28 protein-coding genes are annotated in these 24,789 nt (G+C 57.5%); 15 read left to right on the top strand and 13 right to left on the bottom strand.

Features of this window, described 5'->3' with window-relative positions:
* Nucleotides 1–85: 85 nt before the first annotated feature.
* Complete coding sequence (locus ACR0AH_RS06330) at nt 86–751, bottom strand: flagellar hook capping FlgD N-terminal domain-containing protein (RefSeq protein ID WP_480590937.1); 666 nt, start codon at nt 749–751, stop codon at nt 86–88.
* A gap of 3 nt (nt 752–754) precedes the next feature.
* Nucleotides 755–1,981, bottom strand: coding sequence for a flagellar hook-length control protein FliK (locus ACR0AH_RS06325; protein WP_480590935.1), 1,227 nt, complete (start codon nt 1,979–1,981; stop codon nt 755–757).
* A gap of 115 nt (nt 1,982–2,096) precedes the next feature.
* On the opposite strand from ACR0AH_RS06325, the gene ACR0AH_RS06320 reads away from it, so the two are divergent.
* From ACR0AH_RS06320 to ACR0AH_RS06295, 6 genes are all read left to right on the top strand, one after another.
* On the top strand, nt 2,097–2,369 hold the full coding sequence (locus tag ACR0AH_RS06320; RefSeq protein WP_170732842.1) for a rod-binding protein: 273 nt from the start codon (nt 2,097–2,099) through the stop codon (nt 2,367–2,369).
* Nucleotides 2,362–2,709 (top strand): flagellar export chaperone FlgN, encoded by a 348-nt coding sequence (locus ACR0AH_RS06315; protein ID WP_170732550.1) that lies wholly within the window; start codon nt 2,362–2,364, stop codon nt 2,707–2,709. The genes ACR0AH_RS06320 and ACR0AH_RS06315 overlap by 8 nt, the downstream gene beginning before the upstream one ends.
* 210 nt (nt 2,710–2,919) lie before the next feature.
* Entirely contained in the window at nt 2,920–4,137 is a 1,218-nt protein-coding gene (locus ACR0AH_RS06310; protein ID WP_170406757.1) for a flagellin N-terminal helical domain-containing protein, read from the top strand.
* 77 nt (nt 4,138–4,214) lie between these two features.
* Entirely contained in the window at nt 4,215–4,589 is a 375-nt protein-coding gene (gene flaF / locus ACR0AH_RS06305) for a flagellar biosynthesis regulator FlaF (protein WP_170732548.1), read from the top strand.
* Nucleotides 4,589–4,990 (top strand): flagellar biosynthesis repressor FlbT, encoded by a 402-nt coding sequence (gene flbT, locus ACR0AH_RS06300; protein WP_170398959.1) that lies wholly within the window; start codon nt 4,589–4,591, stop codon nt 4,988–4,990. Before flaF ends, flbT begins: the two co-directional genes overlap by 1 nt.
* Nucleotides 4,987–5,784 carry a DUF1217 domain-containing protein gene (locus ACR0AH_RS06295; protein WP_170732546.1) on the top strand — a complete coding sequence of 266 codons (798 nt, stop codon included), beginning with the start codon at nt 4,987–4,989 and terminating at the stop codon, nt 5,782–5,784. The genes flbT and ACR0AH_RS06295 overlap by 4 nt, the downstream gene beginning before the upstream one ends.
* Nucleotides 5,785–5,904: 120 nt before the next feature.
* Here ACR0AH_RS06295 and ACR0AH_RS06290 read toward each other — a convergent pair whose 3' ends face one another.
* From ACR0AH_RS06290 to ACR0AH_RS06280, 3 genes are all read right to left on the bottom strand, one after another.
* Nucleotides 5,905–7,464 (bottom strand): DUF427 domain-containing protein, encoded by a 1,560-nt coding sequence (locus ACR0AH_RS06290; protein WP_170398954.1) that lies wholly within the window; start codon nt 7,462–7,464, stop codon nt 5,905–5,907.
* A gap of 90 nt (nt 7,465–7,554) precedes the next feature.
* On the bottom strand, nt 7,555–8,256 hold the full coding sequence (locus tag ACR0AH_RS06285; RefSeq protein ID WP_170398951.1) for a winged helix-turn-helix domain-containing protein: 702 nt from the start codon (nt 8,254–8,256) through the stop codon (nt 7,555–7,557).
* On the bottom strand, nt 8,228–8,515 hold the full coding sequence (locus ACR0AH_RS06280) for a hypothetical protein (RefSeq protein WP_170398948.1): 288 nt from the start codon (nt 8,513–8,515) through the stop codon (nt 8,228–8,230). The genes ACR0AH_RS06285 and ACR0AH_RS06280 overlap by 29 nt, the downstream gene beginning before the upstream one ends.
* A 175-nt stretch (nt 8,516–8,690) precedes the next feature.
* Between ACR0AH_RS06280 and ACR0AH_RS06275 the strand changes: the two genes are divergently transcribed.
* The 4 genes from ACR0AH_RS06275 to ACR0AH_RS06260 all read left to right on the top strand — a co-directional run bounded on the left by ACR0AH_RS06275 (nt 8,691) and on the right by ACR0AH_RS06260 (nt 12,621).
* On the top strand, nt 8,691–9,170 hold the full coding sequence (locus ACR0AH_RS06275) for a hypothetical protein (RefSeq protein WP_480590933.1): 480 nt from the start codon (nt 8,691–8,693) through the stop codon (nt 9,168–9,170).
* A 109-nt stretch (nt 9,171–9,279) separates the two neighbouring features.
* Nucleotides 9,280–9,897: a ribonuclease HII gene (locus ACR0AH_RS06270; RefSeq protein ID WP_170508925.1), complete on the top strand. Its 618-nt coding sequence runs from the start codon at nt 9,280–9,282 to the stop codon at nt 9,895–9,897.
* Nucleotides 9,898–10,002: 105 nt separating this feature from the next.
* Complete coding sequence (locus tag ACR0AH_RS06265; protein WP_170398940.1) at nt 10,003–11,106, top strand: site-specific DNA-methyltransferase; 1,104 nt, start codon at nt 10,003–10,005, stop codon at nt 11,104–11,106.
* Nucleotides 11,107–11,238: 132 nt separating this feature from the next.
* Nucleotides 11,239–12,621, top strand: a complete 1,383-nt coding sequence (locus ACR0AH_RS06260; RefSeq protein ID WP_170398937.1) for an adenylate/guanylate cyclase domain-containing protein — start codon at nt 11,239–11,241, stop codon at nt 12,619–12,621.
* A 74-nt stretch (nt 12,622–12,695) separates the two neighbouring features.
* Here ACR0AH_RS06260 and ACR0AH_RS06255 read toward each other — a convergent pair whose 3' ends face one another.
* Together ACR0AH_RS06255 and mutY are read right to left on the bottom strand one after the other, a co-directional pair.
* Nucleotides 12,696–13,832, bottom strand: coding sequence for an alkane 1-monooxygenase (locus tag ACR0AH_RS06255; protein WP_480567934.1), 1,137 nt, complete (start codon nt 13,830–13,832; stop codon nt 12,696–12,698).
* A gap of 59 nt (nt 13,833–13,891) precedes the next feature.
* Entirely contained in the window at nt 13,892–14,947 is a 1,056-nt protein-coding gene (mutY, locus tag ACR0AH_RS06250; protein ID WP_480567932.1) for an A/G-specific adenine glycosylase, read from the bottom strand.
* An 81-nt stretch (nt 14,948–15,028) separates the two neighbouring features.
* Between mutY and ACR0AH_RS06245 the strand changes: the two genes are divergently transcribed.
* Nucleotides 15,029–15,535 carry a DciA family protein gene (locus tag ACR0AH_RS06245; protein ID WP_170611331.1) on the top strand — a complete coding sequence of 169 codons (507 nt, stop codon included), beginning with the start codon at nt 15,029–15,031 and terminating at the stop codon, nt 15,533–15,535.
* A 14-nt stretch (nt 15,536–15,549) separates the two neighbouring features.
* The gene (locus tag ACR0AH_RS06240; RefSeq protein ID WP_170406731.1) at nt 15,550–16,215 is read left to right on the top strand and encodes a DsbA family protein; all 666 of its coding nucleotides are present in this window, start codon (nt 15,550–15,552) and stop codon (nt 16,213–16,215) included.
* A gap of 38 nt (nt 16,216–16,253) precedes the next feature.
* Here the strand turns inward: ACR0AH_RS06240 and lpxK are convergent, their stop codons facing one another.
* From lpxK to ACR0AH_RS06215, 5 genes are all read right to left on the bottom strand, one after another.
* Nucleotides 16,254–17,252: a tetraacyldisaccharide 4'-kinase gene (lpxK, locus tag ACR0AH_RS06235; RefSeq protein WP_480590930.1), complete on the bottom strand. Its 999-nt coding sequence runs from the start codon at nt 17,250–17,252 to the stop codon at nt 16,254–16,256.
* Nucleotides 17,239–18,474: a 3-deoxy-D-manno-octulosonic acid transferase gene (locus tag ACR0AH_RS06230; protein ID WP_480590929.1), complete on the bottom strand. Its 1,236-nt coding sequence runs from the start codon at nt 18,472–18,474 to the stop codon at nt 17,239–17,241. Before ACR0AH_RS06230 ends, lpxK begins: the two co-directional genes overlap by 14 nt.
* A complete protein-coding gene (locus tag ACR0AH_RS06225) occupies nt 18,471–19,271 on the bottom strand; it encodes a 3'(2'),5'-bisphosphate nucleotidase CysQ (RefSeq protein WP_480590927.1) in 801 nt (266 codons plus the stop codon). Before ACR0AH_RS06225 ends, ACR0AH_RS06230 begins: the two co-directional genes overlap by 4 nt.
* Nucleotides 19,258–20,604, bottom strand: coding sequence for a TldD/PmbA family protein (locus tag ACR0AH_RS06220; RefSeq protein ID WP_480590925.1), 1,347 nt, complete (start codon nt 20,602–20,604; stop codon nt 19,258–19,260). Before ACR0AH_RS06220 ends, ACR0AH_RS06225 begins: the two co-directional genes overlap by 14 nt.
* Nucleotides 20,605–20,729: 125 nt before the next feature.
* Entirely contained in the window at nt 20,730–22,253 is a 1,524-nt protein-coding gene (locus ACR0AH_RS06215; RefSeq protein WP_480590924.1) for a DUF2125 domain-containing protein, read from the bottom strand.
* Nucleotides 22,254–22,385: 132 nt separating this feature from the next.
* Between ACR0AH_RS06215 and ACR0AH_RS06210 the strand changes: the two genes are divergently transcribed.
* The 3 genes from ACR0AH_RS06210 to ACR0AH_RS06200 are packed head-to-tail and all read left to right on the top strand — an operon-like array spanning nt 22,386 to nt 24,474.
* Nucleotides 22,386–23,135 carry an SDR family oxidoreductase gene (locus tag ACR0AH_RS06210; protein ID WP_170398908.1) on the top strand — a complete coding sequence of 250 codons (750 nt, stop codon included), beginning with the start codon at nt 22,386–22,388 and terminating at the stop codon, nt 23,133–23,135.
* A complete protein-coding gene (locus tag ACR0AH_RS06205) occupies nt 23,132–23,740 on the top strand; it encodes an enoyl-CoA hydratase/isomerase family protein (protein WP_480590923.1) in 609 nt (202 codons plus the stop codon). Before ACR0AH_RS06210 ends, ACR0AH_RS06205 begins: the two co-directional genes overlap by 4 nt.
* Nucleotides 23,737–24,474 carry a VOC family protein gene (locus tag ACR0AH_RS06200; RefSeq protein WP_480590921.1) on the top strand — a complete coding sequence of 246 codons (738 nt, stop codon included), beginning with the start codon at nt 23,737–23,739 and terminating at the stop codon, nt 24,472–24,474. The genes ACR0AH_RS06205 and ACR0AH_RS06200 overlap by 4 nt, the downstream gene beginning before the upstream one ends.
* Here the strand turns inward: ACR0AH_RS06200 and ACR0AH_RS06195 are convergent, their stop codons facing one another.
* Nucleotides 24,475–24,771: an HNH endonuclease gene (locus tag ACR0AH_RS06195; RefSeq protein ID WP_170406707.1), complete on the bottom strand. Its 297-nt coding sequence runs from the start codon at nt 24,769–24,771 to the stop codon at nt 24,475–24,477.
* Nucleotides 24,772–24,789: the final 18 nt, after the last annotated feature.

The following is a 24,789-nucleotide window of genomic DNA, read 5'->3' as shown; positions in this document are numbered from 1 at the left end:
AGGTTGGTGATGATCAGACAGGACAGATACCGGGTTAGGGAGCGAGTCGCGATGCGCCAAGCTTTGGCCCGCCTTGCCTTCCAGATCAAGCGCCCGTGCGGATTTGCGTGACCATTTCGGCAGACACCTCTGCACCGCTCTCCAGTTTCAGGATGATGCCACCTTCGCTGACCTGTGCCTCTACCACCCGACCGAAGGCAGATGCGGGCGTGCTGGTTAGTAACTCACCTCTTTTGAAGCTCTCCAATGTGGCTGAGTAACTGCCAGCGGGAAAGGGATCACCGGCACTGCTGACCCCGGCCCACTCGAATTCGGCCTTATCGAGAGGCACAGGGACGCGGTCGACAACGGTGCCTGGGTCGTTGCGAATGACCAATTCGGCCCGATCTGCGGTTGCTTCGGCCTGCGCAAAGATCGGAACAGGCTGATCTTCAAAGCGAAACGGTGCGTCGGTTTTGACATTCATCCCAACCCAGCCGGTAAGCTGGTTCAGATTGACAGCACCTAGTGTCAGCGCCAGATCAGACAGAAGCTCATTGGCTTTGACCTGTTGTTCAACCATCGAAAACTGCGCCAGCTGAGAGGCGTATTCGGAGGAATCCAGTGGCTCAAGCGGATCCTGATTGCGCGCCTGCACGGTCAGCATGCGCAGAAAGGTCTCGAAATCCGAAGTCAGTGCCGAACGTTCCGAATTGTTGTTTGCGCCGGGATTTGCACCCGTTACGGTCACTGAATTGGTCGCTGAAATCATCGGTTAAAGCCTCATATCAAGGCCCCTGTCAGGGCCGGTCGGGAGAGTAGGTGCCTCATGGTCAGAGTCGCGAGTCATTTCGTCGGTTTCTGAGGAGGGATCAGACTCTGACGGGTCGCCATGCTGGGCCGAGTCCCCGGACATGTTCAGATCAAGCGACAGATCCCCATATCCCAGCTTTTCGAACTCGGCAGACAGGATCGCAATGTGGCGGCGCATCAGGTCCAGTGTTTCGGGCCGTTCAGCCGCGATCGTAAGATGAAACCCGTCCTCTCGACCGTTGAGCGTGATTGAGACGCGGCCAAGCTCTTCGGGGTTCAGGGCAATTTCAACGCCGCCGGTGCTTGGGCGGGCCGAAATCGAAGCGGCCAGTTGCCCCGCAATCGCGCGCGCGGTTTCCGCGCGGGCCATGGCGACGGGCATCGTTTGCGTCGTGTCGCGCATCGTGTGGCTTGCCGCTATATCTTTGACCACGGACGGGTCATCAAATTCCGCGCTGATCGCGGTATCAGCGATAGCATCGCCCGGTGCCCACCCGAGGCCCTGGGCCGCTATCTGCGGTTTCAAGGCGGCGGACATAACCGTTTGCCGCGCCATTTGCTCGGCTGCAGGCTCGACTGCTCGGGCAACGAGACGCGTCTCTGGTTCGGAGCTTGGCTGTTCAAGTTTCGAAACCGTATCCCCCACAAGGGATGCATCTAGCGCGCGTGGGGCGGGCATTTGGTGCACACTTCGTTGTTCCCCACCACCTGAGATTGGAGCTTGGGTTGGCACCCGAAGCACGTTTTCATCGGACCTTGGGGTGGCCGCTTCGGTCGAGCCTGCCTTTTGTCTCAGGGCCGAATTGCCAGCGACCAACTGCGAAATTTGCTGTATCGGGCTGGGCGGAGTGACAAGGTCTGTATCACCGACCGTGAAATCCGCTTGGCGGTTGGGCGCAATGGCAACCTCCTGCGCTACCATCTGTGGCTCGGCGGGCTCTGATTCCTTGGCTTTGATCGCCTCAGCTGATTCTGACACGGCAACAGATGCGATATCTGATTGCTCAGCTGGCAGGCTGGATTCAGCCGTCACCAGATCAACATCCTTCAACTCGATCTGATCGGCATCCTCATTCAGCACATCCTCAAAGGCAAACCCGCCATTGACATCCCGCTCCTTACCCTGAGATGCCCCGGGTTTGTCGCCCGTGGCAGGTGCAGCCGTCATGATCGTCAGCGGGTTGGGCATTTTTTGCTCCGGGCTTTCGTTGGTCTGGCCCGCACTGTGCCCAAAGGAAGTTACGTTTATTTTAACCGCTTTCCTCTTTGATCGAGAAAGTTCGAAGCAATTTTTGGAGAATCCGATGACGATTACAGCGACCGGTACGACGGCGTATTCCGCCCAGATTCCACAGAAGCTGAAAGCCGCCTCGGTTGAGCTGGAGGCCGCATTTCTGGCTGAAATGCTCAAGTCTGCAGGCCTCGGCCAAGCGCGAAGTTCCTTTGGCGGTGGCGCGGGCGAAGATCAGTTTTCCTCATTTCTGGTGCAACAGCAGGCGCAGCAAATGGCCAAGGCGGGAGGAATCGGCCTTTCTGAAGTTTTGTTCAATGCAATGATGGAGAAGTCGGATGGATAAAGACCCGATTCAGGCACTGGAAGACCTTTTGGATCTGGAGCGCACAGCCCTGGTCCAGGGGGATTTGACCGATCTGGATCGATTGGTGCCTAAAAAAGAGAATCTGATCGATGCAATAAATGATCTGCAGGTGTTGGAAAGCGATGATCTGATCCGGATCCAGAAGAAGGTCGTGCGCAATCAAGCCCTTTTGAACAGTGCGGCCGAGGGTATTCGGGCTGTGGCGGACCGAATGGCGGAACTGAAACAGGTCCGGCAGGAGTTCAGTACTTATGACGCCTCGGGGCAGCGTAGTGGGTTTGTTTTGCGATCGCAGGCAAAGCTGGAAAAACGGGCATAGCATAAGGTTTGATTCAAATCCGAAATTTCGGATTTGCCCGTCTTAGCACTCCGTTAGGAGATCAGGGTCAAATGTGGCGATGCACCTGAAACAACGGGTGGCGCGAAGGCCACAAGGCACGACGCACAGGTCAGAACGACAGAATGCCTGCCGGTTTGGTGGGTCCAACATGGGCGTCAAACGCGCCCGAACGCTAAGAGGATGACAAATATGTCCAGCATTCTGACGAACAATGGCGCAATGGTTGCGCTGCAAACTCTCAAATCGGTCAACAAGAACCTCGCACAGACGCAAAACGCGATCTCGACTGGCAAGGATGTGGCTACAGCCAAGGATAACTCGGCTGTCTGGGCCATCTCAAAGGTGATGGAATCAGACGTCAACGGCTTCAATGCGATCAAGGACAGCCTAGCCTTGGGTGAATCCACTGTCGCAGTTGCACGAAACGCCTCAGAAACTGTGACGGATCTGCTGAACCAGATGAAAGGCAAGATCGTTGCGGCGCAGGAAGACAACGTTGATCGTGCTAAGATCAACACCGATGTGGCCGCGCTTAGGGATCAGATCGAATCGGTTGTCGGCGCTGCCCAGTTCAATGGCCTCAATCTGGTGAACGGTGGGGCTGGCGCAAGCATTCTGTCCTCTTTGGATCGAGACAATGCAGGCAACGTGACAGCGTCTTCCATTAGTGTATCGGCGCAAAACCTGTCGACAGGTGGTTACACTGCTGCCGACGTGTTCACTGGAACTGACGGGGTCACTGCGGATACGGCCGACGCATTCGGATTTTCGTTGGATGGAAACGGCGGAAGCGATGATGATGGAAGCATCGTGATCGCTGATCCGGGCACATTGTCCGCTGGTGATACTTTCACGGTCCGACTGGGCGACGATGTCGCGTCTTATACAGTCCGGGCTGAGGATATCGCCGCAGGCAACGCGCCCGAAGAGATCATCGCTGCGGGGCTAAAAGCTGCCATCGAAGCTTCGGATGCCAATGTTTCGGTCGTCTATGATCCGGGTACGAATGCTGCGCAACTCGATATCACCAACGAAGGGTCGGATTCGCTGCAGATCAGCGGTCAATATGCCAATGCGAACTCTGGCGGTCTAGGCGCTCTGGCCTCGATTGATGTGTCGACTTCTGCCGGCGCATCCGCAGCGCTTGGCGCGATCGAAGGCCTCATCGATACTGCGATTGATGCCTCGGCGGCTTTTGGTTCGGCGCAGGGTCGGATCGAGACCCAGAAAGAGTTCATCTCGAACCTGTCTGACTCGTTTAAATCCGGTATCGGCTCGTTGGTTGACGCTGACATGGAAGAAACCTCGGCGCGACTGCAAGCGTTGCAGGTCCAGCAACAGCTGGCAACCCAATCGCTATCGATCGCGAACCAGGCGCCACAGTCCATCCTGTCGCTGTTCCGCTAACTTTGGAACTGATCCGGGGCACGCACGCTGTGCCCCGTACTTAATCGCCCGCTGAAGGACAATTGGAAGGATTTCAAGTGACACCGCAAACGCTTGCTCACCGCGCTTATGCGCAATCTGCTGCACCGACGCGAACACCTCGGGATACAGAGTATGAGGCGATTTCCAGGATTACACATCGGTTGAAGGCTGCTTCCACACGGAAAGCGGCTGATTTCGGAGGGTTCGTTCAAGCCTTGCACGAAAATCGCCGCCTGTGGGCTGTGCTGGCAACCGATGTGGCGGATGCGGATAACGGGCTGCCGAGCAATCTGCGGGCGCGGATTTTCTATTTGGCTGAGTTTACCGAACAACACAGCAGCCAGGTGCTGGCGAACAAGGCGACCGTTGAGCCGCTGCTTGAGATCAACATGGCCGTGTTGCGCGGGCTACGTCAAATGAGGGGCAACTGATGGGGGGTCTGGTCCTGAAACTTGCGCCAAAGGAACGGGTTCTGATCAATGGTGTTGTAATCGAAAACGGGGATCGACGCAGTCGGTTTTCGATCATGACACCTCAGGCAAATGTCCTGCGCCTGCGCGATGCCATTCACCCGGAAGAGGTCAACACGCCGGTACGCCGTGTCTGCTATGCCGCGCAGTTGGTTCTGTCAGGCGATACCGAACCTGAGCAGGCGCGCCAGCAACTTCTGCGGCGCGTGGAAGAGCTGAGCCAGGTATTCACGGATGCCGACAGTCGCCGGGTCCTTGCTAACGCAACTGAAGCATTGGTGGCAGAGCAATACTATAAGTGTTTAAAGGCCTTGCGTTCACTGTTGCCACGCGAAGAACGTCTGATGGCGTATCAGCAGTGACCTTCCAGCCGGTCATACCTTCAGGTGGTCTGGTTGGCTGGCGCTTTTTGCAGCGAACCTATGATGCGCAGCTCCAAAGCTATTCTGCCTCGGGGATCAATGAACGGGACGCAAGGTATTTTCTGGACAATATTGGCAAGGTCAAGACGGCCGAGGATCTGGTTTCGGACCGACGGTTGTTGCAGGTGGCATTGGGTGCGTTTGGCTTGGAAGGTGATCTCGACAATCGGTATTTTGTCCAAAAAATCTTGTCCGATGGAACGCAGGCTGACGATGCGCTTGCGAACAGGCTGGCCGACGGTAGGTACCGTGATTTTGCAAATGCCTTTGGACTTGGTCCCGGCGATGTGCGCAAGACCGGATTGGTGGACGCCATGGAAAAGATCGCTGACGACAACTTGATTGCGCGATTTGAAATCTCGGTTGGTGAAGCAGATGAATCGATGCGTATCGCGTTGTACACCCAGCATGCATTGCGCGACCTGGCTGGCCAGGGTGGCAGTGAGGACAGAAGGTGGTTTGATCTGATGGGGCTGCCTCCCTTGCGCCGCATGATGGAAACGGCATTGGGGCTGCCTTCAGCATTTGCGCAACTGGATATCGACAAGCAGCTTGAGGTGTTCAAAGATCGATTGCAGCGCGTTACAGGGTCATCCGATTTGGCGCAGTTCACTGAAAGTGAGGCAATCGAAAAGCTGACCGACACGTATCTGGCCCGCAATCAGATCAATCAAATCCAACAGACGATCTCACCTGCGCAGACGGCTCTGATCCTGCTGGGCGGTGGTTTTTGAACCATTGATGTCAACCAGACACGGTGTGTACGGTATCTCGCGCAAAGGCCATAGGTTGACTGATCCGAGATAGTGGGTGGCACAATTTGAGGTTCAACTCTTGCGAAGTAAACTGTCAAATCAGGCATCGGCTGAGGTTTGCAGGGCAAATGATTTGATCGGTTGCGAGACGTTGTGCAGCTTGATCGCCCCTAAAGGGATCGCCTGTTTGCAAACAGGTTCGATATCTTGCGAGACAACAATTCTATGTCCGACGGTTTTGCCATATTCGCCCAATCTGGCAGCGACATTGGCGGCCTGACCAATCACGGTAAAGTCCAACCGTTCGCGTGAGCCCACATTGCCATAGGTGACGCGGCCATAGGCGACACCAATCGAGCAGTCGAAATCATGATCACTTCCGTCACTGCGCAATTCACCCAGTTTTTCGACGATCTCAGTTGCCGAAAGCTGCGCGCTGGATCGGGCTTTGGCGGCATCGTCACCCGCCGGGAAGACGGCAAGAACAGCGTCGCCGATGAATTTCAGAACTTCTCCGTCATGGTCGTGCACGATCCCTGAAACTGTCTCAAAAAACGCATTCAGTAGCTCGATATAGTCATCACGCCCCAGTTTTTCTTCCAATGCGGTTGAATTTCGAAGATCGCAAAACATGATCGCCGCATCTATGTCATCGCCATCACCGCGGCGAATCTCGCCCCCCAGGACGCGCGCACCGCTGCGCTTGCCTACGTAGGTTTCCAGCAGAACCTGCGCGTTTTCGCGCTGCATGAAGACCTCGTAGAACCGCGCGATGACAGTAGAGCATTCAAAAACCAGACCCAGGTTCTCGGTCGTGAACCCATCGGGATGATCGCAAGTCAGGGTCAGGACATTCGTCCGCCCATCCGAGAAAGGCAGTGGCATGGCAACGTAATCGGTGGCCCCTTTTGCGCGCAGGTCTTCGATGATCGGAAAGCTGTTATGCGGATTGTCGTTGTTCAGGCGCTGCCGGACACCACCCAACCCGTTTGAAACGTGACGCAGGGGGCTGTTGGTAAAGGCAGGGTGATCATGAATTTCATAGGTCGGAGTGTGGGTCGAAATCTCAGCCGAGTCTTTCTCCCAGATATAGTGTTTGCCTGCGATCAGCGGATGCAGCGACCAGACCAGAATGCTTAGGCGTTGAATAGCGATGCCATGTTCCAGCATTTTCTCGGCCAGCGTTTTTGTAAAGGCATCAGGAGTGTTAATTTCGGACGCACCGCGCATCAGCCAATCGATCAGGGGGCCGCTGATATTGCCATCGTCGGGTTGACGCAGTTGGTTGTCGCCGAGGTCGATCCGCGTCGCGGTATCCGGCATGAATCCAATATGGCCCTGAATGGCCGCGCTTTCAGGGAAGGCGTCTTCATAAGCCCAAATCGAGTTCGTAAGGCGCTCTTCCGGTAGGCTAATGTCGTGATAGGTTGCGGTACCCTTGAAGGGGCAGAACGTCTGCAATTCGGTCTCAGGGCTGAGTTCGACGCACAGGTCTTCGCGCGGAACATAGATCGCGGGAGGTAGCCGCGTTTCGTACATGACTTTGGCGTTGTGGCTTTCGGCCAGCAGTATATCACCACGGTAGATCGCGATCCGTCCCTGCAGCGGCTCAACTGATATCCCATAGCCTTTGACATTCGGTGTGGCATGGACGTTCATCTGCAACCTCCCTTGGCCAAGCCCTTATATCATGGGTCTTGAGGGCGAGAATTCCAAGATGCGCACGTAGATTTTACCGCAATGGCATCCTCAGACCATTTGAATAACGTCTTTCTCAATCGACAGCATATAGCCCTTCTTGGCGATGTTCTTCACCAGCAGCTCACTGACCATCTGATTTCCCAAGGCGTCGCGCAGGCGTTTGATCCGGGTTGCCCCGGCGGCCTCATCGCAATCTGCAGCGTTTCTGCCCGAGATCATCGCTTCGATCTGGGCACCCGACAGGACCTCGTCATCCAGCCGGGATTCAGCCAGAACCGAAAGCGTTTCCATCGCGGCGGGGGTCAACTTAAAATCCATGTTGTTGAGATAAACGGTATTCTCTTCACGGCTGATCAGCAGGGATGTTACCTGGATCCCCGTCCGCTCAATCTGGGCCATGCGGCGGTTCAGCAGAACCAGCATGACCAGAAAGACAAGCGCGGTGATCAGCATGGCGCTGGCAAAGACCAACAGCACGAAGATGACCATTCGATAGCTGGATAGCGTATCGGCAAAGGCGGTGCCCGATTGCGCCAGAATCTCGAGCAGACGGATTTCCGATTGCGAGGTCAGGTCAGCCTCGACAAACAGCCGTTCAACCCGCGCGTTGAAGGCATTTGCGTCCGGTAGCGTCCAGAACAGGAAAACCGCTGCAGTCACCAGGATCGCGACGATTGCCGCAATCCCCAGACCAACCAGCCGAACCCCCGAACGACGCGCCTCAGTAACGGAGATAGTATTTTCCGGCATTGGCCTTCCTTTGATCCAATCCACCCGCCTCGAAAACGGTCATCACGTTCAGCAGGGTCCAGCCGTTTGATTTCAGCCGCTTGGCGACTTCTTTCCGGGCCGAGCCTTTATCGCAGCTTGAGACCTGCATGACGCCATAGTGCAGGCGTAAGGGATTGTCCTGCTTGGCCTTGTAGTCGGCATAGCAATCTGCCGCGATGGCTTGCGACCCAACCGATATCAGGGCCGTCAGAGCCAGAGAAGAGAGGATCTGTTTCATGGGCTGCATCCTGCGCATGGGTTGGGTGGATATTCAATAACCTCAGGGGGTTTGTGGTGCTGATATTGAATAACAGTATGCCGTTATTGCTTGTCTGAACGGGGTGGTCGCAGTGTCAGGTTATCAAATTCGCGGTCGGTAACCGGCCTGCCCATTATCCGAAAGGACACGCATCATGCACCGGAAATTTATCGCTCTGATCATAGCAACCGCCGTCGCCATCACGGGGATCTCAGCGTCACAGTCGCGCGCAGCAGATACCCGAGATATTCTCGGCGGATTGGCTGCGATCGCGCTCATAGGTGCTGCGGTCAACCACTATCATCAGGAAAAAAAGCGCGACGAAGAGGCAGAGCGCCGCAAGCGTCATAAGCAGGCTGAAGCCAAGGCGAAGAAGGCCAAGAAAAAACATGCTGTACGCCCGTTGCCAAAGCGGGTGGCGCGGTATGACCTACCGCAGCGTTGCCTGCGCACGTTCAATGCCTATTCGAACAAGCGTCCGCTGCTTGGGCCAAATTGCCTGAAGAAGTACTATAAACATGCCGATAGCCTGCCACACCAATGCAAGGTTGGTTTCTGGAATGGTAAAAAGGTAAAACGGGCATACGAACCCGCCTGCCTGCGCCAGAAAGGATACCGCGTCGTTTACCAGTAACAGGTTTCGAGCAGGAGTGGCGCCATAGAAGCGCCGCGCGGGAGAGGGTGGCGCAAGCTGCCCTCTCTTTTTTCTTGCGAAGCGCTGCGAAACACGATTTGCCAAGGGTATGACGACACCTGATTATGAACTCGAACGGGCTTTGCTGGCACGCGGATATGTCCGAATTGCCGGGGTGGATGAGGTTGGGCGCGGTCCGCTGGCGGGCCCGGTTGTAGCCGCGGCGGTTATTTTGAACCCGGATGACATTCCCGCTGGGTTGAACGATTCAAAAAAACTGACAGCCAAGCGTCGCGGCGGTTTGAATGAGATATTGCGCGACCGGGCAGAGGTCGCGGTGGCCGAAGCCACGGTTGCAGAGATCGATGAGCACAACATCCTGCGCGCCTCGCATCTGGCGATGGTACGCGCGGTAGCTTCGCTGGACCCGGCTCCGGATTTCTTGCTGATTGATGGCAACATGATCCCGCGCGGTATGAAATTGCCCTCGCAGGCGGTGGTGAAGGGCGACGCACGGTCGGTGTCGATTTCGGCAGCGTCGATCATTGCAAAAATCTGGCGTGATCAGCTGATGGTGGATTTGGCGCAACAGCATCCCGGCTATGGGTGGGAGGCGAATGCCGGATATCCGACAAAACAGCACCGCGAGGCGTTGCAAAATCTTGGCGTGACCCCACACCATAGACGTTCGTTCAAACCGGTCCACAATATCTTGTATCAAGAGTAAATCGTAAGTCGCTGATTCAAAAAAGAAATTGACGGCAAATCATCTTTGACTCATCCTTGTCTCAACCAAATGAGCGCAAAAGCGCCGTGGAACTGAGGCAGTGATATGACCACAATCAAGACAAAGGGCGCAGCCGCGCTCCCTTTAAACACGATTCTATCCGGTGACTGCATCGAGGCGATGAACAGTCTGCCCGAGGCGTCGGTTGACCTGATTTTTGCGGACCCCCCGTATAATTTGCAGTTGAAAGGTCAATTGCACCGGCCCGATAATTCTCAGGTCGATGCGGTCGATGATCACTGGGATCAGTTCAGCAGCTTTGGGGCTTATGACCAGTTCACGCGGGAATGGTTGAAGGCTGCGCATCGTCTGCTGAAGCCCAATGGTGCGATCTGGGTGATTGGGTCTTATCACAACATTTTCCGCGTGGGTTCCGCCCTGCAGGATGCGGGTTATTGGATTCTCAACGACGTTGTGTGGCGTAAATCCAACCCGATGCCAAACTTCCGTGGCAAGCGGTTTACCAACGCGCATGAGACGATGATCTGGGCCTCCAAGCGCGAAGGCGCGAAATACACCTTCAACTATGAGGCGCTGAAGGCCCTTAACGAAGGTGTGCAGATGCGCAGCGACTGGGTGCTGCCGATCTGCACCGGGCATGAACGGCTCAAGGATGAAAACGGCGATAAGGCGCATCCGACGCAGAAACCGGAATCACTGCTGCATCGCGTGTTGATTGGTTCGACCAATCCCGGTGACGTGGTGCTGGATCCGTTCTTTGGCACGGGCACCACAGGTGCTGTAGCGAAAATGCTGGGGCGTGAGTTCATTGGGATTGAGCGCGAAGAAAGTTATCGCAAGGTGGCTGAAAAGCGTATCTCAAAGGTCCGTAAGTTTGACCGCGAAGCGTTGGAAGTCAGCGCCAGCAAGCGCGCTGAGCCGCGCGTGCCCTTCGGCCAATTGGTCGAACGCGGCATGCTGCGCCCGGGTGAGGAACTGTATTCGATGAACCAACGCCATAAAGCCAAGGTCCGCGCCGACGGGACTCTGGTAGGGCAGAACGTCAAAGGTTCAATCCATCAGGTTGGCGCGCATCTGGAAAATGCTCCGTCTTGTAATGGCTGGACCTATTGGTGCTTCAAACGCGATGGCAAAACCGTGCCCATCGACGTGTTGCGTCAGCAGATCAGGGCCGAATTGCATAACTGAATACCGCCGGTGCCTGTGGCCTGACACAAGGCACTACGCCTTGCCCCGCCGTTACCGGCGGGGTCTTTTGTTTTTGCCTGTGAGATGATTGCATAGGGCAGCCCCTGACAGCCCTTTTGGGAGATAAAGGCAATGACCGAGACCACCGCCAGTCAATCCCGCCTTAGCCGGTTCTTTGTTACGCAACCCGACAACTTCGATCTGGACAACAAATATACCGAGGCAGCACTGGAACGACACAAGCGAGAGGGGCTTGAACTGGCCGTTCGTGCACGTTGGATCGCGATGGCGTTGACCGGGCTTTTGCTGATCTATCTGAATCCCCAGTGGGAGGTCCTATGGTACCATTTCATCCTACTTCTGATCTGCGCCAATGGTTGGCTGATCCAACGCGCGGGTCGTGTGGGGCAATCCCGGACCGAGTTGCTTTTGATCTTCGTCGATCTGCTGATCATGACGCTGGGGATGATTGTGCCCAACCCGTTCAGCGACGATGTGCGACCACTGGCGATGCAGTATCGGTTCGACAATTTTCAGTATTTCTTCATTATCCTGGCAGCAGGGACGCTTGCCTATTCCTGGCGCACTGTCATTGCGATCGGTTCTTGGACGGCGATGATGTGGACGGCTGGATGGGTGATCGCTTGGTGGGTCGCCACCCCGATCCCTGGGATTAGCGAGCGTGTGGCCGAGGCTTTGTCAGGCTACCCGGATGTGGCCGAGTTCATGGATCCCAACAGTTTCATGCCAACCCTACGCATCCAGCAGGTGATCGTTTTTGTCATGGTCGCAGTGACGCTTGGGGTGTCGATGCGCCGCCTCAATCGCTTGCTGATGTCCAATGCTGGGCTTGAACGTGAACGCGCGAATCTGTCTCGATACTTTTCGCCGAATGTGGTGGATGAGCTGAGCCAGAACGACGAACCTCTGAAGCAGGTCCGCAAAGAGGATATCGCGGTTCTATTTATCGACATCGTTGGCTTCACCAAGTTCTCGGCTGGCCGTGATCCATATGAGGTTATTGAAGTTTTGCGTGGTTTCCACGCCCGAATGGAGACCGAGGTGTTTCGCCATCACGGAACACTCGACAAATACTTGGGCGATGGGCTGATGGCCACGTTTGGAACCCCCGTACCCGGAGAGCTGGATGCAAGCAATGCGCTGGCATGCGCGCGGTCCATGGTCGAGATGATCGACCGTTGGAATTTGGAGCGCAAGCGCGCGGGTGAGCCAGAGATTCGGATCGGGGTCGGGGTTCATTATGGCTCGGTCGTACTGGGGGATATCGGTGCAAACCGGCTGGAATTTGCAGTGATCGGCGATGCGGTGAATGTTGCCGCGAAGCTAGAGGCCCTGACGCGCGATTTTCAAGCGCGCATCATTGTCAGTGATGCATTGCGGTCTCAGGCCCTAAGCGAGACGCCAAATGCGCAAGACATGATGACCGGGTTTGCACAGCACTCGGACCAGCCTGTTCGCGGTGTTACAGCCCCGATGGATGTCTGGGTGCTGTAGCAACCAGGGCTCCCGCCTGTCAGCAGCGCATCAAAGATGCGATCCTTCCCGTTGGGCCGGGCAGCGCGCTGCAGTCAGGTGCGAGGGGCAGGGTTGTGCGCTTTGTTGTAAGGCTTCCAGTTGGTGATTTCGGGATAGTATTGACGCCGCCATGCGCGGACCCTCGGATTCATGATACGCCGCCACAAGGGCGGAATCATCGCGGCAAGGGTCATGACCGGATATCCATGAGGCAGTTGCGGCGCTGCATCCTGCGAATGGTGTTGCAGCAGTGGAAAGCGGCGGTTTGGCTTGTAGTGGTGGTCCGAGTGGCGTTGCAGGTTGATCAACAGCCAGTTTGAAGCCTTTTGTGACGCGTTCCAGGAATGGCGCGGGTGCACATGCTCGTACTTGCCATCGCCCAGATATTTGCGCGTCAGCCCGTAGTGCTCGACATAGTTAACAAGTTCAAGCTGCCAGATCGCGGTGCCGGCCTGTACCAAAAACAGGCCTAGCCCTGCCCATCCGCCGATCAGAAATGCTAGCAGCAGCATGGCTCCTTGCAGGCTCCAATAGCGCCAGAACGGGTTTGCCGGATCGGTCCAGGGGCGGTCTTTGCGGGCCAGTTTTTCCCGCTCGGCGCGAAAGGCTGAGATGAGGCTTTGGCGCAGAACGCGCGGATAGAACCGGTGGAAACCTTCGTTGTAGCGCGCGGTTACCGGATCGCGCGGAGTTCCGACGTAGCGGTGGTGAACCAGCAGGTGCTCGGACCGGAAATGGGAATAAAGGACCATCGACAACAGGAAATCGCCCAGCCAGCGTTCCAGTTTGCCTTTCTGATGCATCAGCTCGTGGCTGTAGTTGATCCCGATCGTTCCGGAAAGGACGCCCATGCCGAAGAACACGCCGATTTTTTCGACCGAGCTCATATCTACGGCTCGGGTAGTGTACCAGATCAGCCCATAGAGCGTGAGGAATTGCACCGGTGCCCAGGCTTTGGTCAGCCAGATATACCATTGCAGCCCCGTATCTGGCGTATCCGGGTCGGCGTTTTCAAGGTTTAGGCCGGTCAGCCGGTCAAGCACCGCAAAGACCCACCATGTCGAAAGCGGTACCAGCAGGACCCACCATCCGCCTGCCGTAGTGGTCATCCAGATCAGTGGGATCAGGAGGTATGAGACCCAAAAGGGAAGGGCGGATTGCCATCGGGACAGGGTGTCAGATGCGATCATGTTGGGGCTCCGAAACGTTGGCGGCACCGTAGACCGCGCACTGGGCTTTGCCCAGCGGTCTATTGGCCGCGCCAGAGGTCAAAAGCCTTGCGCATAACCGTGGGCAGGTCGCTGGGCCTGAATTGGTGTTTGTCCATGACTGTCAGACCGTTCGGATCGCAACCGTCTGGCAATTCGGTTGTCCAAATACGCAGGATCAGGTGAAAGTGGGTGAAGGTGTGTCTCACTTCACCGGGGATTTCGTGCCATCGCGCCGGGAACGGAGGGCTTTCCAGCGGTGTTTCGGACCAGTCCGAGCCGGGCCAGCCCAACATTCCGCCCAGCAGACCCTTATCGGGGCGGCGTTCCAACAGCAGGGCACCATCTCCGCGTTGGGCGATGTAGATGTGGCCCAGCCGGGTGGGTTTGGGCTTCTTGGGCGTTTTTTGCGGCAGTTCCACCTGCGTCCTCGCCTTCCGCGCCAGACAGGCCGCATGCAGGGGGCAAATGCCGCAGGTCGGAGATTTTGGAGTACAGATCGTTGCACCCAAATCCATGACAGCCTGCGCGTAATCTCCGGGCCGGTGCTGCGGGGTCAATGCCGCGGCTTTTTTCTTTAACAGGGGTTTTGAGGCGGGCAGGGGTTCGTGAATATCATAGAGCCTTGCCATGACCCGTTCGACATTGCCGTCCAGGACAGTTTCTGGTCGATCAAATGCGATGGCTGCGATGGCCGCCGCCGTGTAGGGGCCAACGCCCGGCAGTTCCAGTAGTGCATCGTAATTGTTGGGAAACTGCCCGTCATGCGCGGACGCAACCACCCGCGCGCATTTCAGAAGGTTGCGGGCGCGGGCGTAATAGCCCAGGCCAGCCCATTCCCCCATGACCTGATCATCTTGCGCATTGGCAAGGGCTTCGACGGTTGGCCAGCGCGTGGTGAAACGAACAAAATAGTCGCGAACAGCGGCAACGGTCGTTTGTTGCAGCATCACTTCGGATAGCCAGACGCGGTAGGGGTCTGGTGCTACGCCTGCGGCACGCGCTGCCGGGCCAATACGCCAAGGCATTTCACGTGCGTGGCGGTCGTACCAATCCAGCAGCGTATTGCTCAGGTCAGATTCGGTGCAGTCACGCAAGTTTTATGTAACTCTCTGTCGGGTTTCGCTGGCGTCCGGGTATCAGCCTATTACAATAGCGACGCAGGAGTTGGAAACCAGATGCAACGCAGACGTTCCTCGACCCGCGGGTTCAAGCGCACCGCCACTTTGCTGAACGACCGGATCAGGCAGGCCGGGGAAAGCCGGGGATTTGCCGTCTCGCGCCTTTTGACCCATTGGGCCGAGATTGTGGGCCAGGACATCGCGTCGATCGCCCAGCCGGTGAATGTGGGATACGCCAAGGGTGGCTTTGGCGCGACGCTGACGGTGCTGACCACCGGGCCGCAGGCGCCAATGCTGGAGATGCAGAAAGAACAGCTGCGCGACAAAGTGAATGCGGTCTATGGTTACAACGCGATCAATCGGGTGCGTATCACCCAGACCGCGCCTACCGGATTTGCTGAGGGGCAGGCGAGTTTCGATCACAAACCGAAACAGACGAAACCGGTTGTTTCACCAGAAATCGCAGCTGAGGCCGACAATGTGTCGCGCGCGGTTGATGATGAAGATTTGCGCGCGGCCCTTGAACGTTTGGGCCGCAACGTTTTATCCAGACAGAAACGCTAAGAAAGGGCTGATGAATGAGCCGGATTGCAACCGTAATATGTGCGGCTGTCGCCGTGGCCGCTGGCGGCTATTGGCTGACAACGTCGAGTAACACGATCCCTTCGAACCCGCTTGTTGGTGCTGCTGAGGCGCAAGAGGCGGATTTGGACACCTCGACCATCGTCGAGATGGTGCAGGGGGCCGAAGACGCGCCAGTCGAGATCATCGAATATGCATCGTACACCTGCCCGCACTGCGCGAATTTCCATCAGGGCGCGTACAAGCAGCTCAAAAAGGACTTCATCGATACCGGCAAGGTAAAGTTCACTTACCGCGAGGTGTATTTCGACCGCTATGGCCTGTGGGCCTCGATGGTCGCGCGCTGTGCAGGACCTGACAAGTTCTTTGGCATCACCGACCTGCTGTATGAAGGCCAGTCGGAATGGACCCGTGCCGGAGGTCCTGCCGAAATCGTTGATGAACTGCGCAAGATCGGGCGTCTCGCTGGCATAGACAATGATCAGCTTGAGGCTTGCCTGCAGGACGGTACCCGCGCGCAGACACTGGTGGCCTGGTATCAGGAAAATGCCGAACGCGATGGAATTCAGGCGACGCCTACTTTCGTCGTGAATGGGAAGAAGGTTGAAAATCAGCCTTATGACGACTTCAAGACGCTGATCGAAGCCGAGCTTGGCAGCTAAATCCTGAATGGTCAGCCTGTTTTGGGCTGGCCATCTGCCTAAGGTGAAGGCGCGGCCTTCGCCAACAACTCTTTGACTTTGTCATCCTGATTGATTTGCAACCGAACCGGTAGGGTCAGAACTTTGCTGCGGAAAGTGGCGGGCAGGCGCACGGCGTCTTTCTCGGTTGTCACCAGTTGCGCGCCCAGTGCTTTGGCCTCGTTCTCAAGCCGCGTCATCAGCGCTGAAGTCAGTGGTTGGTGATCATCCAGTGCCTCGGCCCGCAGCAGTTTCGCGCCTTGCTGTCGCAGAGTTCCAAAGAACTTATCCGGATAGCCTATGCCCGCAAAGGCCAGAACCGGTGTATTGTTCCAGTCCATTCCGGTTTGGAGCGGACACACCTCGCCGGTGGCGTGTGGGACCGTCAGGGCAGGTTCCCATCTTTCTGAAAATGTTGACTGCGCTGCGGCGTCCCCAAGCGACAACACGAGAGCAGCACGTTTCAATCCAACGGCCACAGGCTCTCGCAGTGGACCAGCAGGAAGGCAAAGGCCATTGCCAAATCCGAGCCGCGCATCCACCACGATGATGGAAAAATCCTTGGCAACTGCGGGGTTCTGAAAGCCGTCGTCCAGCACGATCGCGGTCGCCCCTGCCGCTGCGGCTGCCTGCGCGCCCGCTGCACGATCTTTGGCGACCCAGACCTCGGCAAACGCGGCGAGTAACAGGGGTTCATCCCCGACCTGAGCCGCTGTGTGTTTGCGCGGGTCGACCTGCACCGGGCCTTCCAGCGAGCCACCATGGCCTTTGGTCACGACATGAGGTTGATGCCAGGTATCCCTCAAATATTCCAAAACCCAGATCACCGTCGGTGTCTTCCCTGTGCCACCGGCATTCAGGTTGCCAACGCAGATAACCGGTACGCCCGGCGAGATGCCTTGCCCGCTCGCCACGCGACGGGCGGTTGCAGCGGCATAGAGGTGACCAAGTGGCGCCAACAGCCTGGCGCGCAGATCCAACCGATCAGGGGCTGAGTTCCAGAAGTCAGGTGCCCGCATCGTCACGCCCTCGCCGGTCCAGTGTATCCTGTACCATATCGATCAGTTGGTCCGCCTGTGGAGCCCTTTCGGTGACAATCCGCCATCCGGCCAATGCCATGTCTGCTGTGCGGTCAGGTGCCAACAATTCGACAACGCCATCGCCCAACTCTGTTGCGGTTCGTATCTTCAACGCGGCTTTTGCCTGCCCCAATCTGTCATAGAGACTGCGATGCTTGCTGACATGAGGCCCATGGATTACCGCAGATCCCAAGGCGACTGCGGTCAGAGGGTCGTGCCCCCGCGCCCCGCGTTCCAGTGAACTTCCCATGAAGGTAACTGCGGATACACGATGCCAAAGGCCCAGATCCTCGGGCTCGGCTGTTAGAATCACTTGTGTGGTGTCTTCGATTGGATGGCCTTCATCCCAGTTGGCGCATCGAAGGTCCATCGCTTCGAGGCGTTTAAACAAGGGCGCTGACTCGGACATATCCGCCACATGCAGGACCAAAGCCAGACGTGGCAGCATCCGCAAGGCCTGACGATGGGCCGTCAGAACCGAGATGAATTCCTTGTCCTGAACCCATGCGGCCAGCCAAACCGGGCGTCCGGCCATTGTGTGAGTGGTCTCGATCAATTCATCTTCGGGCCAGGGCTCTGGGTTGGGGCTGATATGAAGTGGTGGCGCGACCGAGATTTTTGCCGAGTTCACTCCCAGGCGTCGGATTTGGCGTGCGCTGTCATCATTGGGCGCAAGTATCGCTGTAAAGCAATCCAGCGTGTATCGCGTGATATCAGGTAGCCAACGTCCACCCCTTGCGGTTTTCACGTCGACCACAGCCTCGAGCAAAATTAGCGGAATGCCCCGCTCCTGTGCGCGTGTTATCACATTGGGCATCAGCCCACCGCCAAACCACAGCCCCATATCAGGGCGCCAGTGATCCAAGAACGTGCGCGCCGCGCCGGTATGTTCGGCGGGCAGCATTGTGATCGGGGTATCGCAATCTTCCCAGTCCTTCAGATCAACATCGGGTGGGGCGGTCAGCAACAGCGAAAGTCCCGGTCGCACAGACAGCAGCCGACGGCAAATATTGTCGACGGCCCGCAACCGATCGGGTGTACTGACATGGACCCACAGAAGTTCACCTTCCGGGCGCGCAATCTCGGGGTGGCCCGTGCTTTGCGGGACGCCCCAGGACAGGACCCGATAGGCCGCAAGGCTCAGAGATCGCGGCTTGCTCATGCCGGAATTCCGGCCCCATTCGGGTCAAGCCGGGCCTGAAGGTCCGAATGCACCGCTGAACCTGCCGCCACCACGCCGTTCAGGCGCGGGTGGGTATTGTTGAAGCGCAGAGGTTGCCCCAAACGATCGGTACAGAGCCCGCCTGCCTCGCGCAGGATCAGATCTCCGGCGGCGATATCCCATTCCCAACTGGGTCGCAGCGTCAGCATCCCGTCGAACCGTCCCTGCGCAACCAGCGCCATCCGATAGGCCAGAGACGGGCGGTATACACGGCGAAAGTCAGGTGCAGCACCGGATTGCCAGTGGCGCGGATCTAGATTGGGTTTTGCCGCCAAAATCTCGGCTTCGGGCAGGTGCGCTTGCCCCGACACTTGGATTGCAGTGCCATTCAACCTTGCACCTTGCCCTTTTGCAGCCGCATACAGCAGATCACGTAAGGGCAGGTAGATGACGGCTGCCGTGACCTCACCGTTCTCGGTTACGGCCAGCGAATGAGCCCATGTCCGCGACCCTTCGGCGAAACTGCGGGTGCCGTCGATGGGGTCGACCACGAAGACCCGGTCACGGGCCAGACGGTCGGGGGAATCCTCGGTCTCTTCGCTCAGCCAGCCATAATCTGGTCGGGCCGCCTGCAGATCACGTTCAAGCATCGCGTTGACGGCCAGATCGGCCTCTGTCACCGGGCCTGCGCCTTCGGGTTTATCCCAGCGCTGGGCATCAGGGCCCGAATAGCGCGTGGCGATCTTTCCCGCCTCAAGCGCGGCGTCGATCAGCAGGGGCAGGTCAGTTGCCGGCAAGTGTCATCCCTTCGATTAAAAGCGATGGTACGACGCGTGACAGGTAAACCCGCGCATCGTTTGCCGGAATGATCCGCATCAGCATGTCGCGCAGATTACCCGCAATGGTACATTCGTTGACAGGGTGGGTGATCTCGCCGTTTTCCACCCAAAACCCCGAGGCTCCACGGGAATAGTCGCCCGTGTTTGGGTTGATCGTCGATCCGATCATCGAGGTGACCAAAAGCCCGGTTCCCATGTCGCGCAGAAGGTCGGCGCGAGACTTGTCGCCTTGCGTCAGACTGAGGTTCCAGTTGCTGGGCGATGGCGGACCCGATACGCCGCGCGCTGCGTTGCCGGTCGAAGTCATTCCCAGTTTGCGAGCGCTGGACAGATCCAGCGTCCAGCCGGTCAGAACGCCATCTTCAATGATCGCCCTGCGCCGAGTTGCCAGCCCCTCGGCATCAAACGGGCGCGAGCCCGAAATACGCGGGCGATGCGGGTCCTCGATCAGCGACAGATGGGACGGCAGAACCTGCTGCCCAAGGCTTTCCTTCAGCCACGAGGCCCCGCGCGCGATCGCCGCGCCATTGCTGGCGGCCAGCAAATGGCCGATTAGGGATGATGAAATCCGTTCGTCGAACACCACCGGAAAACTGCCGGTCTGAGGCTTGCGCGCCCCCACGATCTGAACTGCGCGCTCACCAGCCGTGCGGCCAATCTCAGCCGGGCTGCGCAGGTCGGACTGATAGGTACGGCTGTCACCGTCATAGTCACGCTCCATCCCGGTCCCTTCGCCGGAAATGGCGACGCAGGAGGTTGAACGGCTGCTGCGCATGTAGCCACCCGAAAAGCCGTTTGTCGCCGCAAGGTGGACCCGATGAGTGCCATAGGCGGCCGCAGCGTCGGACACCTGTGTGACGCCCGCGACGTCCAGCGCCGCTGCCTCGGCCGTCAGCGCATCCTGCATCAAAGCTTCAGCGCTGGGTTCGGGGGTTGTGTCAAACAGCTCTAGCGCGTCGATGTCCCAGCCCGATGTCAACTGGTCGGGCGCAGCCAATCCGGTGAACGGATCTTCGGGTGCTTCGCGGGCCATGGCCACGGCACGCTCGGCCATCGCGGTGAGCGTATCGGGGCGGCTGTCCGAACTTGATACGATTGCCTGCCGTTTGCCAAGAAAGACCCGCAGCCCCAGATCGGTCGCTTCCGAACGCTCGGCGTGTTCCAACGCACCACCACGCACCTCGACAGAAACAGAGGAGCCATCAATAACAATGGCATCCGCTGCTTCGGCGCCTGCCTTGCGGGCTGCATTCAGAAGCTCTTCGCTGATGTTTTGGGGTGTTCGGGTCATGAGGCCTCCGGGCTTGTTGTTCTGGACCTAGCCTCGGATAGTCTGTCCCGCAAGGCCTACAGCCCACTGGCTTTATGTGCCTCGGGCGGGAAAGGCCAGCGCTGCGGCCTTTCCCGATTTGTTTATCACTTGATACGCTGACCGTTGGCCAGAATCTGTCCATCCTCGGTAAACTCGATTTTCGAGTTCAACGTGTCCGGTTCTTCACCCGGAACAGCCATCAGGCCCATCATCATACGTGCGCCAAGCGCATCGTTTTCCGATACAAAGCCCATGCCAATCAGCTTATCCAGCAGAGCGTTGGCCCCAACAAGTTTCAAGTTGGCGACACCCGACGGGGCAGGCAGGCCATCAAACTCTTCCGTATTCGAATTGTCGAACGCAAAGTCGCCATCACCGGTCAGCTGGGCGCCGACCAACGACACAAGAAGCTTGTTGATCTTCAGCGAATGCAGTTCGCCTGGAACGATATCAGAAGTCTCAAGCTCTTCGACGGCTTCGGGGTCCATGAAATCGACCAGAACTTTGGCGGTGCCGGTCGCGTCCAGTGCGATGGTCGCCGGATCGCGCGGCAGGGCGCCTGCGGGATCAAACATGCTCCACAACACGTCGGACATGGTGAAGTCGGTCAGATTCATGCCGAACCCGAAGGGTTGGATTTCTTCCGAGGCCTGCACCGGAAGCTCGAATTTCAGCCCTGCATTTGCCATCGCGATTTCGATCGGGAATGGCAGATCCGATGTGGTGACAGCCAGTTTGGTGCTGTTCTGAGCAAGATCGTAGACAAGGCGCTGCGCATCGATGCTGCCGGTAAAGCTGCCGCCTTCGGAACTGCTGCTGAGCGAGAATGGCTCACCCTCGGCAGTGCCTGCCATTTCGGTGCTGCCCGAGGCGTATGTGAATGTACCTGATGCGGCGAACCCGGCCTTATAGATGTCTTCAATGTTGGCGACATCCATACTGGGGGGGATGATCGTATCGCCGTCAAATTTCAGATCATCCAATTTACCGCTGATCCGGCCCGTGTCTTCACTTTCGGGCTCGTTGAAGGCCACATCATAGGACAGGCTGCTGGCCGTGAACTGCTGCGCGATATCGCGCATCTCGCCGATTTCCATCTGCGATGTGCCTGCGATTTCGTTCATCTGGACGTTCAAGGCAAACATGTCGCTGGATACGGTTTCGCCATCAAACTCCATCGAGTCCATCGACAGAGTCAGGCTGTTCGCCGTATAGTCATATGTCATGTTTTCGGGGGTACCCGAGACGACCATTTCCAAGGCGTCGTGAGCGTACATCAGATCAGCCGAAAATGTCTCGCCCTCGGCTTCACCCGAAATTGTCATCGGGAAGCTGGCAGGGAAGCCGATATTGACTGTACCGTCGCCATTTTCGGTCAAGGTCATCTCGGGGATGACCATGTCGAAGGTGCCTTCGGTGTCCGGAATGGTCATGGCCATCGTCATGTTCGCGATGGTGGTGACGTTGCCGGAAACGCTCTGATCGCCAGTGACGTCATAGCCCATGCCGCCCAGATAAGCCTGCCAATCGGCCCAGACATCATTGGCGGTAACATCTGCAAAGGCGCCGTTGGTTGCAACAGCATAGGCCAAAGCTGCACCGCAGCTACGGCGAAGGAAAACAGTCATAAGAGAACCCTTCTTGATCAATTTGCCGGCATGGTCGTGCCTGTAGCGGCCAGCGTCAAGGGGGAAGGGGTGGACCAATTCCCCATTTGCAGGGTACGAGTTAAGACAATTTCAAATGCAGGGATTTAAACGATGCATATGCAAGGGAAAACGGTACTGATCACAGGGGCAAGCCGAGGCATTGGAGCGGAAGCCGGGCGCGTTTTTGCCGCAGCTGGGGCCAATGTGGCCTTGGTCGCACGCAGCCGCGATCAGATTGACGCTCTGGCTGCGGCATTGGGTGAAAATGCCATGGCGCTGGCCTGCGACGTCAGCGATTTTTCCCAGGTCGAACAGACAGTTGCCGATTGCATCGACCGGTTCGGCAAGCTGGATGTGCTAATCGGGAACGCGGGCGTCATTGATCCGATCTTTCATCTTTCGAATGCCGACACCCGGGCCTGGAGCCAAGCAATCGACATCAACTTGAAGGGTGTCTTTTATGGAATGCGTGCCGTCCTGCCCATCATGCGGGCAGCAGGCGGCGGGACCGTTCTGACAGTCTCGTCCGGTGCCGCGTCGAACCCGGTCGAAGCCTGGAGCCACTATTGCGCATCAAAAGCCGGGGCCAAGATGCTGACCGAATGCCTGCATCTGGAAGAGGCGCATCACGGTATTCGCGCAATGGGCCTGTCCCCGGGAACTGTGGCCACAGATATGCAGCGGGTGATCAAGGCCAGCGGAATCAATCCAGTAAGTCAGCTGGATTGGGACGATCACATCCCCGCAGACTGGCCCGCGCGGGCGTTGATGTGGATGTGCTCGGCAGATGCGGATGAGTTCTTGGGGACCGAGATATCGCTGCGCAACGAAGACATCCGAAAAAGGGTTGGGCTGACGTGATCGAACTGACACAGGATAATGGGCTGTGGACCGTCACGTTGAACAATCCGGATAAGGCCAATGCGTTGACCTCAGCGATGCTTAGCGAATTGGTACGCATCGCAGAGGCGGCAACCGAGGCACGTGCATTGATCCTGACGGGGGCGGGCCGGGTCTTCAGTGCGGGCGCCGATCTTGAAGAAGCGCGGGCGGGCCTTGCGACATCCGATCTTTGGGAGAGGTTGTCGGGTGCCATTGCCGCCTTGCCCTGCCTGACGGTGGCCGCGCTCAACGGCACTTTGGCCGGTGGAGCCAACGGTATGGTGCTGGCCTGTGACCTGCGTATCGCAGTGCCCTCGGCCAAGTTCTTTTACCCGGTCATGAAGCTGGGATTCTTGCCGCAGCCCTCGGATCCCAAGCGGATGGCAGAGTTGATCGGTCCGGCCAGAACCCGACTCATACTGATGGCGGGACAGAAGATTTCTGCAGAAGAAGCTTATAGCTTTGGGCTGGTTGATCGGGTGGTTGAGCCCGAACATTTGATACCAACTGCACAAGAACTTGTAGCCGACAGCCTGTACGCAGATCCGTCGGTTGCTGCGGGCATAGCCGGATTGTGCCCATGAGGTTGGCCGCGCTCCGATTGCGGGTGGCGGACCCGGATGCGTTGGCGGCGTTTTATCGTGATGCGCTTGGCATGTCTGTCAGGGTTGAAGGCGCCAATCGTCGTCTTGGATATTCCGGTCAGGATGCCGATCTGTTGCTGATGCCGGGCGGCGGGGGTTACCGCCATGATCCGGGGCAGCGGTATTGGAAGATCGGGATCACGTTGCCGGATGTTGATCTTGCCGCAGAACACCTGCGCCAGAAGGGTATCCCGGTCAGCGCGCCGCGGCAGTTTCTGGATATCGGCTATATGTGCCATCTGAATGACCCCGAAGGGTTTGCCATTGAACTGCTGCAGCAGGATTTCGAGGGCAACCGGCCCGAAAATGCCGCCAGCGCGGACGCCCCATTTGCCAAGGCCTGTATTGGTCAGATCACTTTGCGAACCGGTGATATGGCTGCCGAAGATGCGTTCTGCCGATCCATGGGAATGTCATTGCTGTCTTTGCAGGATGTCGAACCTCACGGGTTCGATCTGCATTTCTACGCGTTCACTGCTGACAAACCGCTCAATCCCGACCTCTGGGCGGTTGAGAACCGCGAATGGCTGTGGAAGCGCCCATATACCACGTTGGAATACCAACACATCCCAAATGCCCGGTTTGCACCGGTGCCGGACTATCTCGGGATCGAAATTGAAGGGCTGGCTAACCCGCAAAAGGATGCATTCGGCGATCCCTGGCTTCCTGCCTGATCATCGCCCGCGTCGTTTGCCCGGCACTTTTGAGCGAAACCCCGGCGGGCGTTTGCGCACCCAATTCAGGAACTTCTCAAGCCTCGGATGTTTGCGCAGTGCATCGACGGTGTGAAAGTCACGCGCCAGTTCGGCCTCGGTCAGTGTCGCGTGGATCTCTTTGTGGCATATCTGATGCAACAAAACGGTGGGCCCGCCCTTGCCTCCCTTAAGCTTTGGGATCAGATGGTGCAGGCTTCCACCACCTTCGGGGATCGGACGGTTGCAGAGCGGGCAGATCGGATCGGAATTTGCCATGACCTAACTTCGCGCTGA

It is taken from the genome of Ruegeria sp. AM5, assembly GCF_056540645.1.
This window is presented reverse-complemented; position numbering and strand designations above follow the sequence as displayed.

Coding starts and splice junctions, on each gene's coding strand:
- ACR0AH_RS06330 (WP_480590937.1), bottom strand. CDS start 751: ATGATTTCAGCGACCAATTCAGTGACCGTAACGGGTGCAAATCCCGGC.
- ACR0AH_RS06325 (WP_480590935.1), bottom strand. CDS start 1,981: ATGCCCAACCCGCTGACGATCATGACGGCTGCACCTGCCACGGGCGAC.
- ACR0AH_RS06320 (WP_170732842.1), top strand. CDS start 2,097: ATGACGATTACAGCGACCGGTACGACGGCGTATTCCGCCCAGATTCCA.
- ACR0AH_RS06315 (WP_170732550.1), top strand. CDS start 2,362: ATGGATAAAGACCCGATTCAGGCACTGGAAGACCTTTTGGATCTGGAG.
- ACR0AH_RS06310 (WP_170406757.1), top strand. CDS start 2,920: ATGTCCAGCATTCTGACGAACAATGGCGCAATGGTTGCGCTGCAAACT.
- flbT (WP_170398959.1), top strand. CDS start 4,589: ATGGGGGGTCTGGTCCTGAAACTTGCGCCAAAGGAACGGGTTCTGATC.
- ACR0AH_RS06290 (WP_170398954.1), bottom strand. CDS start 7,464: ATGAACGTCCATGCCACACCGAATGTCAAAGGCTATGGGATATCAGTT.
- ACR0AH_RS06285 (WP_170398951.1), bottom strand. CDS start 8,256: ATGCCGGAAAATACTATCTCCGTTACTGAGGCGCGTCGTTCGGGGGTT.
- ACR0AH_RS06280 (WP_170398948.1), bottom strand. CDS start 8,515: ATGAAACAGATCCTCTCTTCTCTGGCTCTGACGGCCCTGATATCGGTT.
- ACR0AH_RS06275 (WP_480590933.1), top strand. CDS start 8,691: ATGCACCGGAAATTTATCGCTCTGATCATAGCAACCGCCGTCGCCATC.
- ACR0AH_RS06270 (WP_170508925.1), top strand. CDS start 9,280: ATGACGACACCTGATTATGAACTCGAACGGGCTTTGCTGGCACGCGGA.
- ACR0AH_RS06265 (WP_170398940.1), top strand. CDS start 10,003: ATGACCACAATCAAGACAAAGGGCGCAGCCGCGCTCCCTTTAAACACG.
- ACR0AH_RS06260 (WP_170398937.1), top strand. CDS start 11,239: ATGACCGAGACCACCGCCAGTCAATCCCGCCTTAGCCGGTTCTTTGTT.
- ACR0AH_RS06255 (WP_480567934.1), bottom strand. CDS start 13,832: ATGATCGCATCTGACACCCTGTCCCGATGGCAATCCGCCCTTCCCTTT.
- ACR0AH_RS06245 (WP_170611331.1), top strand. CDS start 15,029: ATGCAACGCAGACGTTCCTCGACCCGCGGGTTCAAGCGCACCGCCACT.
- ACR0AH_RS06240 (WP_170406731.1), top strand. CDS start 15,550: ATGAGCCGGATTGCAACCGTAATATGTGCGGCTGTCGCCGTGGCCGCT.
- lpxK (WP_480590930.1), bottom strand. CDS start 17,252: ATGCGGGCACCTGACTTCTGGAACTCAGCCCCTGATCGGTTGGATCTG.
- ACR0AH_RS06230 (WP_480590929.1), bottom strand. CDS start 18,474: ATGAGCAAGCCGCGATCTCTGAGCCTTGCGGCCTATCGGGTCCTGTCC.
- ACR0AH_RS06220 (WP_480590925.1), bottom strand. CDS start 20,604: ATGACCCGAACACCCCAAAACATCAGCGAAGAGCTTCTGAATGCAGCC.
- ACR0AH_RS06215 (WP_480590924.1), bottom strand. CDS start 22,253: ATGACTGTTTTCCTTCGCCGTAGCTGCGGTGCAGCTTTGGCCTATGCT.
- ACR0AH_RS06210 (WP_170398908.1), top strand. CDS start 22,386: ATGCATATGCAAGGGAAAACGGTACTGATCACAGGGGCAAGCCGAGGC.
- ACR0AH_RS06200 (WP_480590921.1), top strand. CDS start 23,737: ATGAGGTTGGCCGCGCTCCGATTGCGGGTGGCGGACCCGGATGCGTTG.
- ACR0AH_RS06195 (WP_170406707.1), bottom strand. CDS start 24,771: ATGGCAAATTCCGATCCGATCTGCCCGCTCTGCAACCGTCCGATCCCC.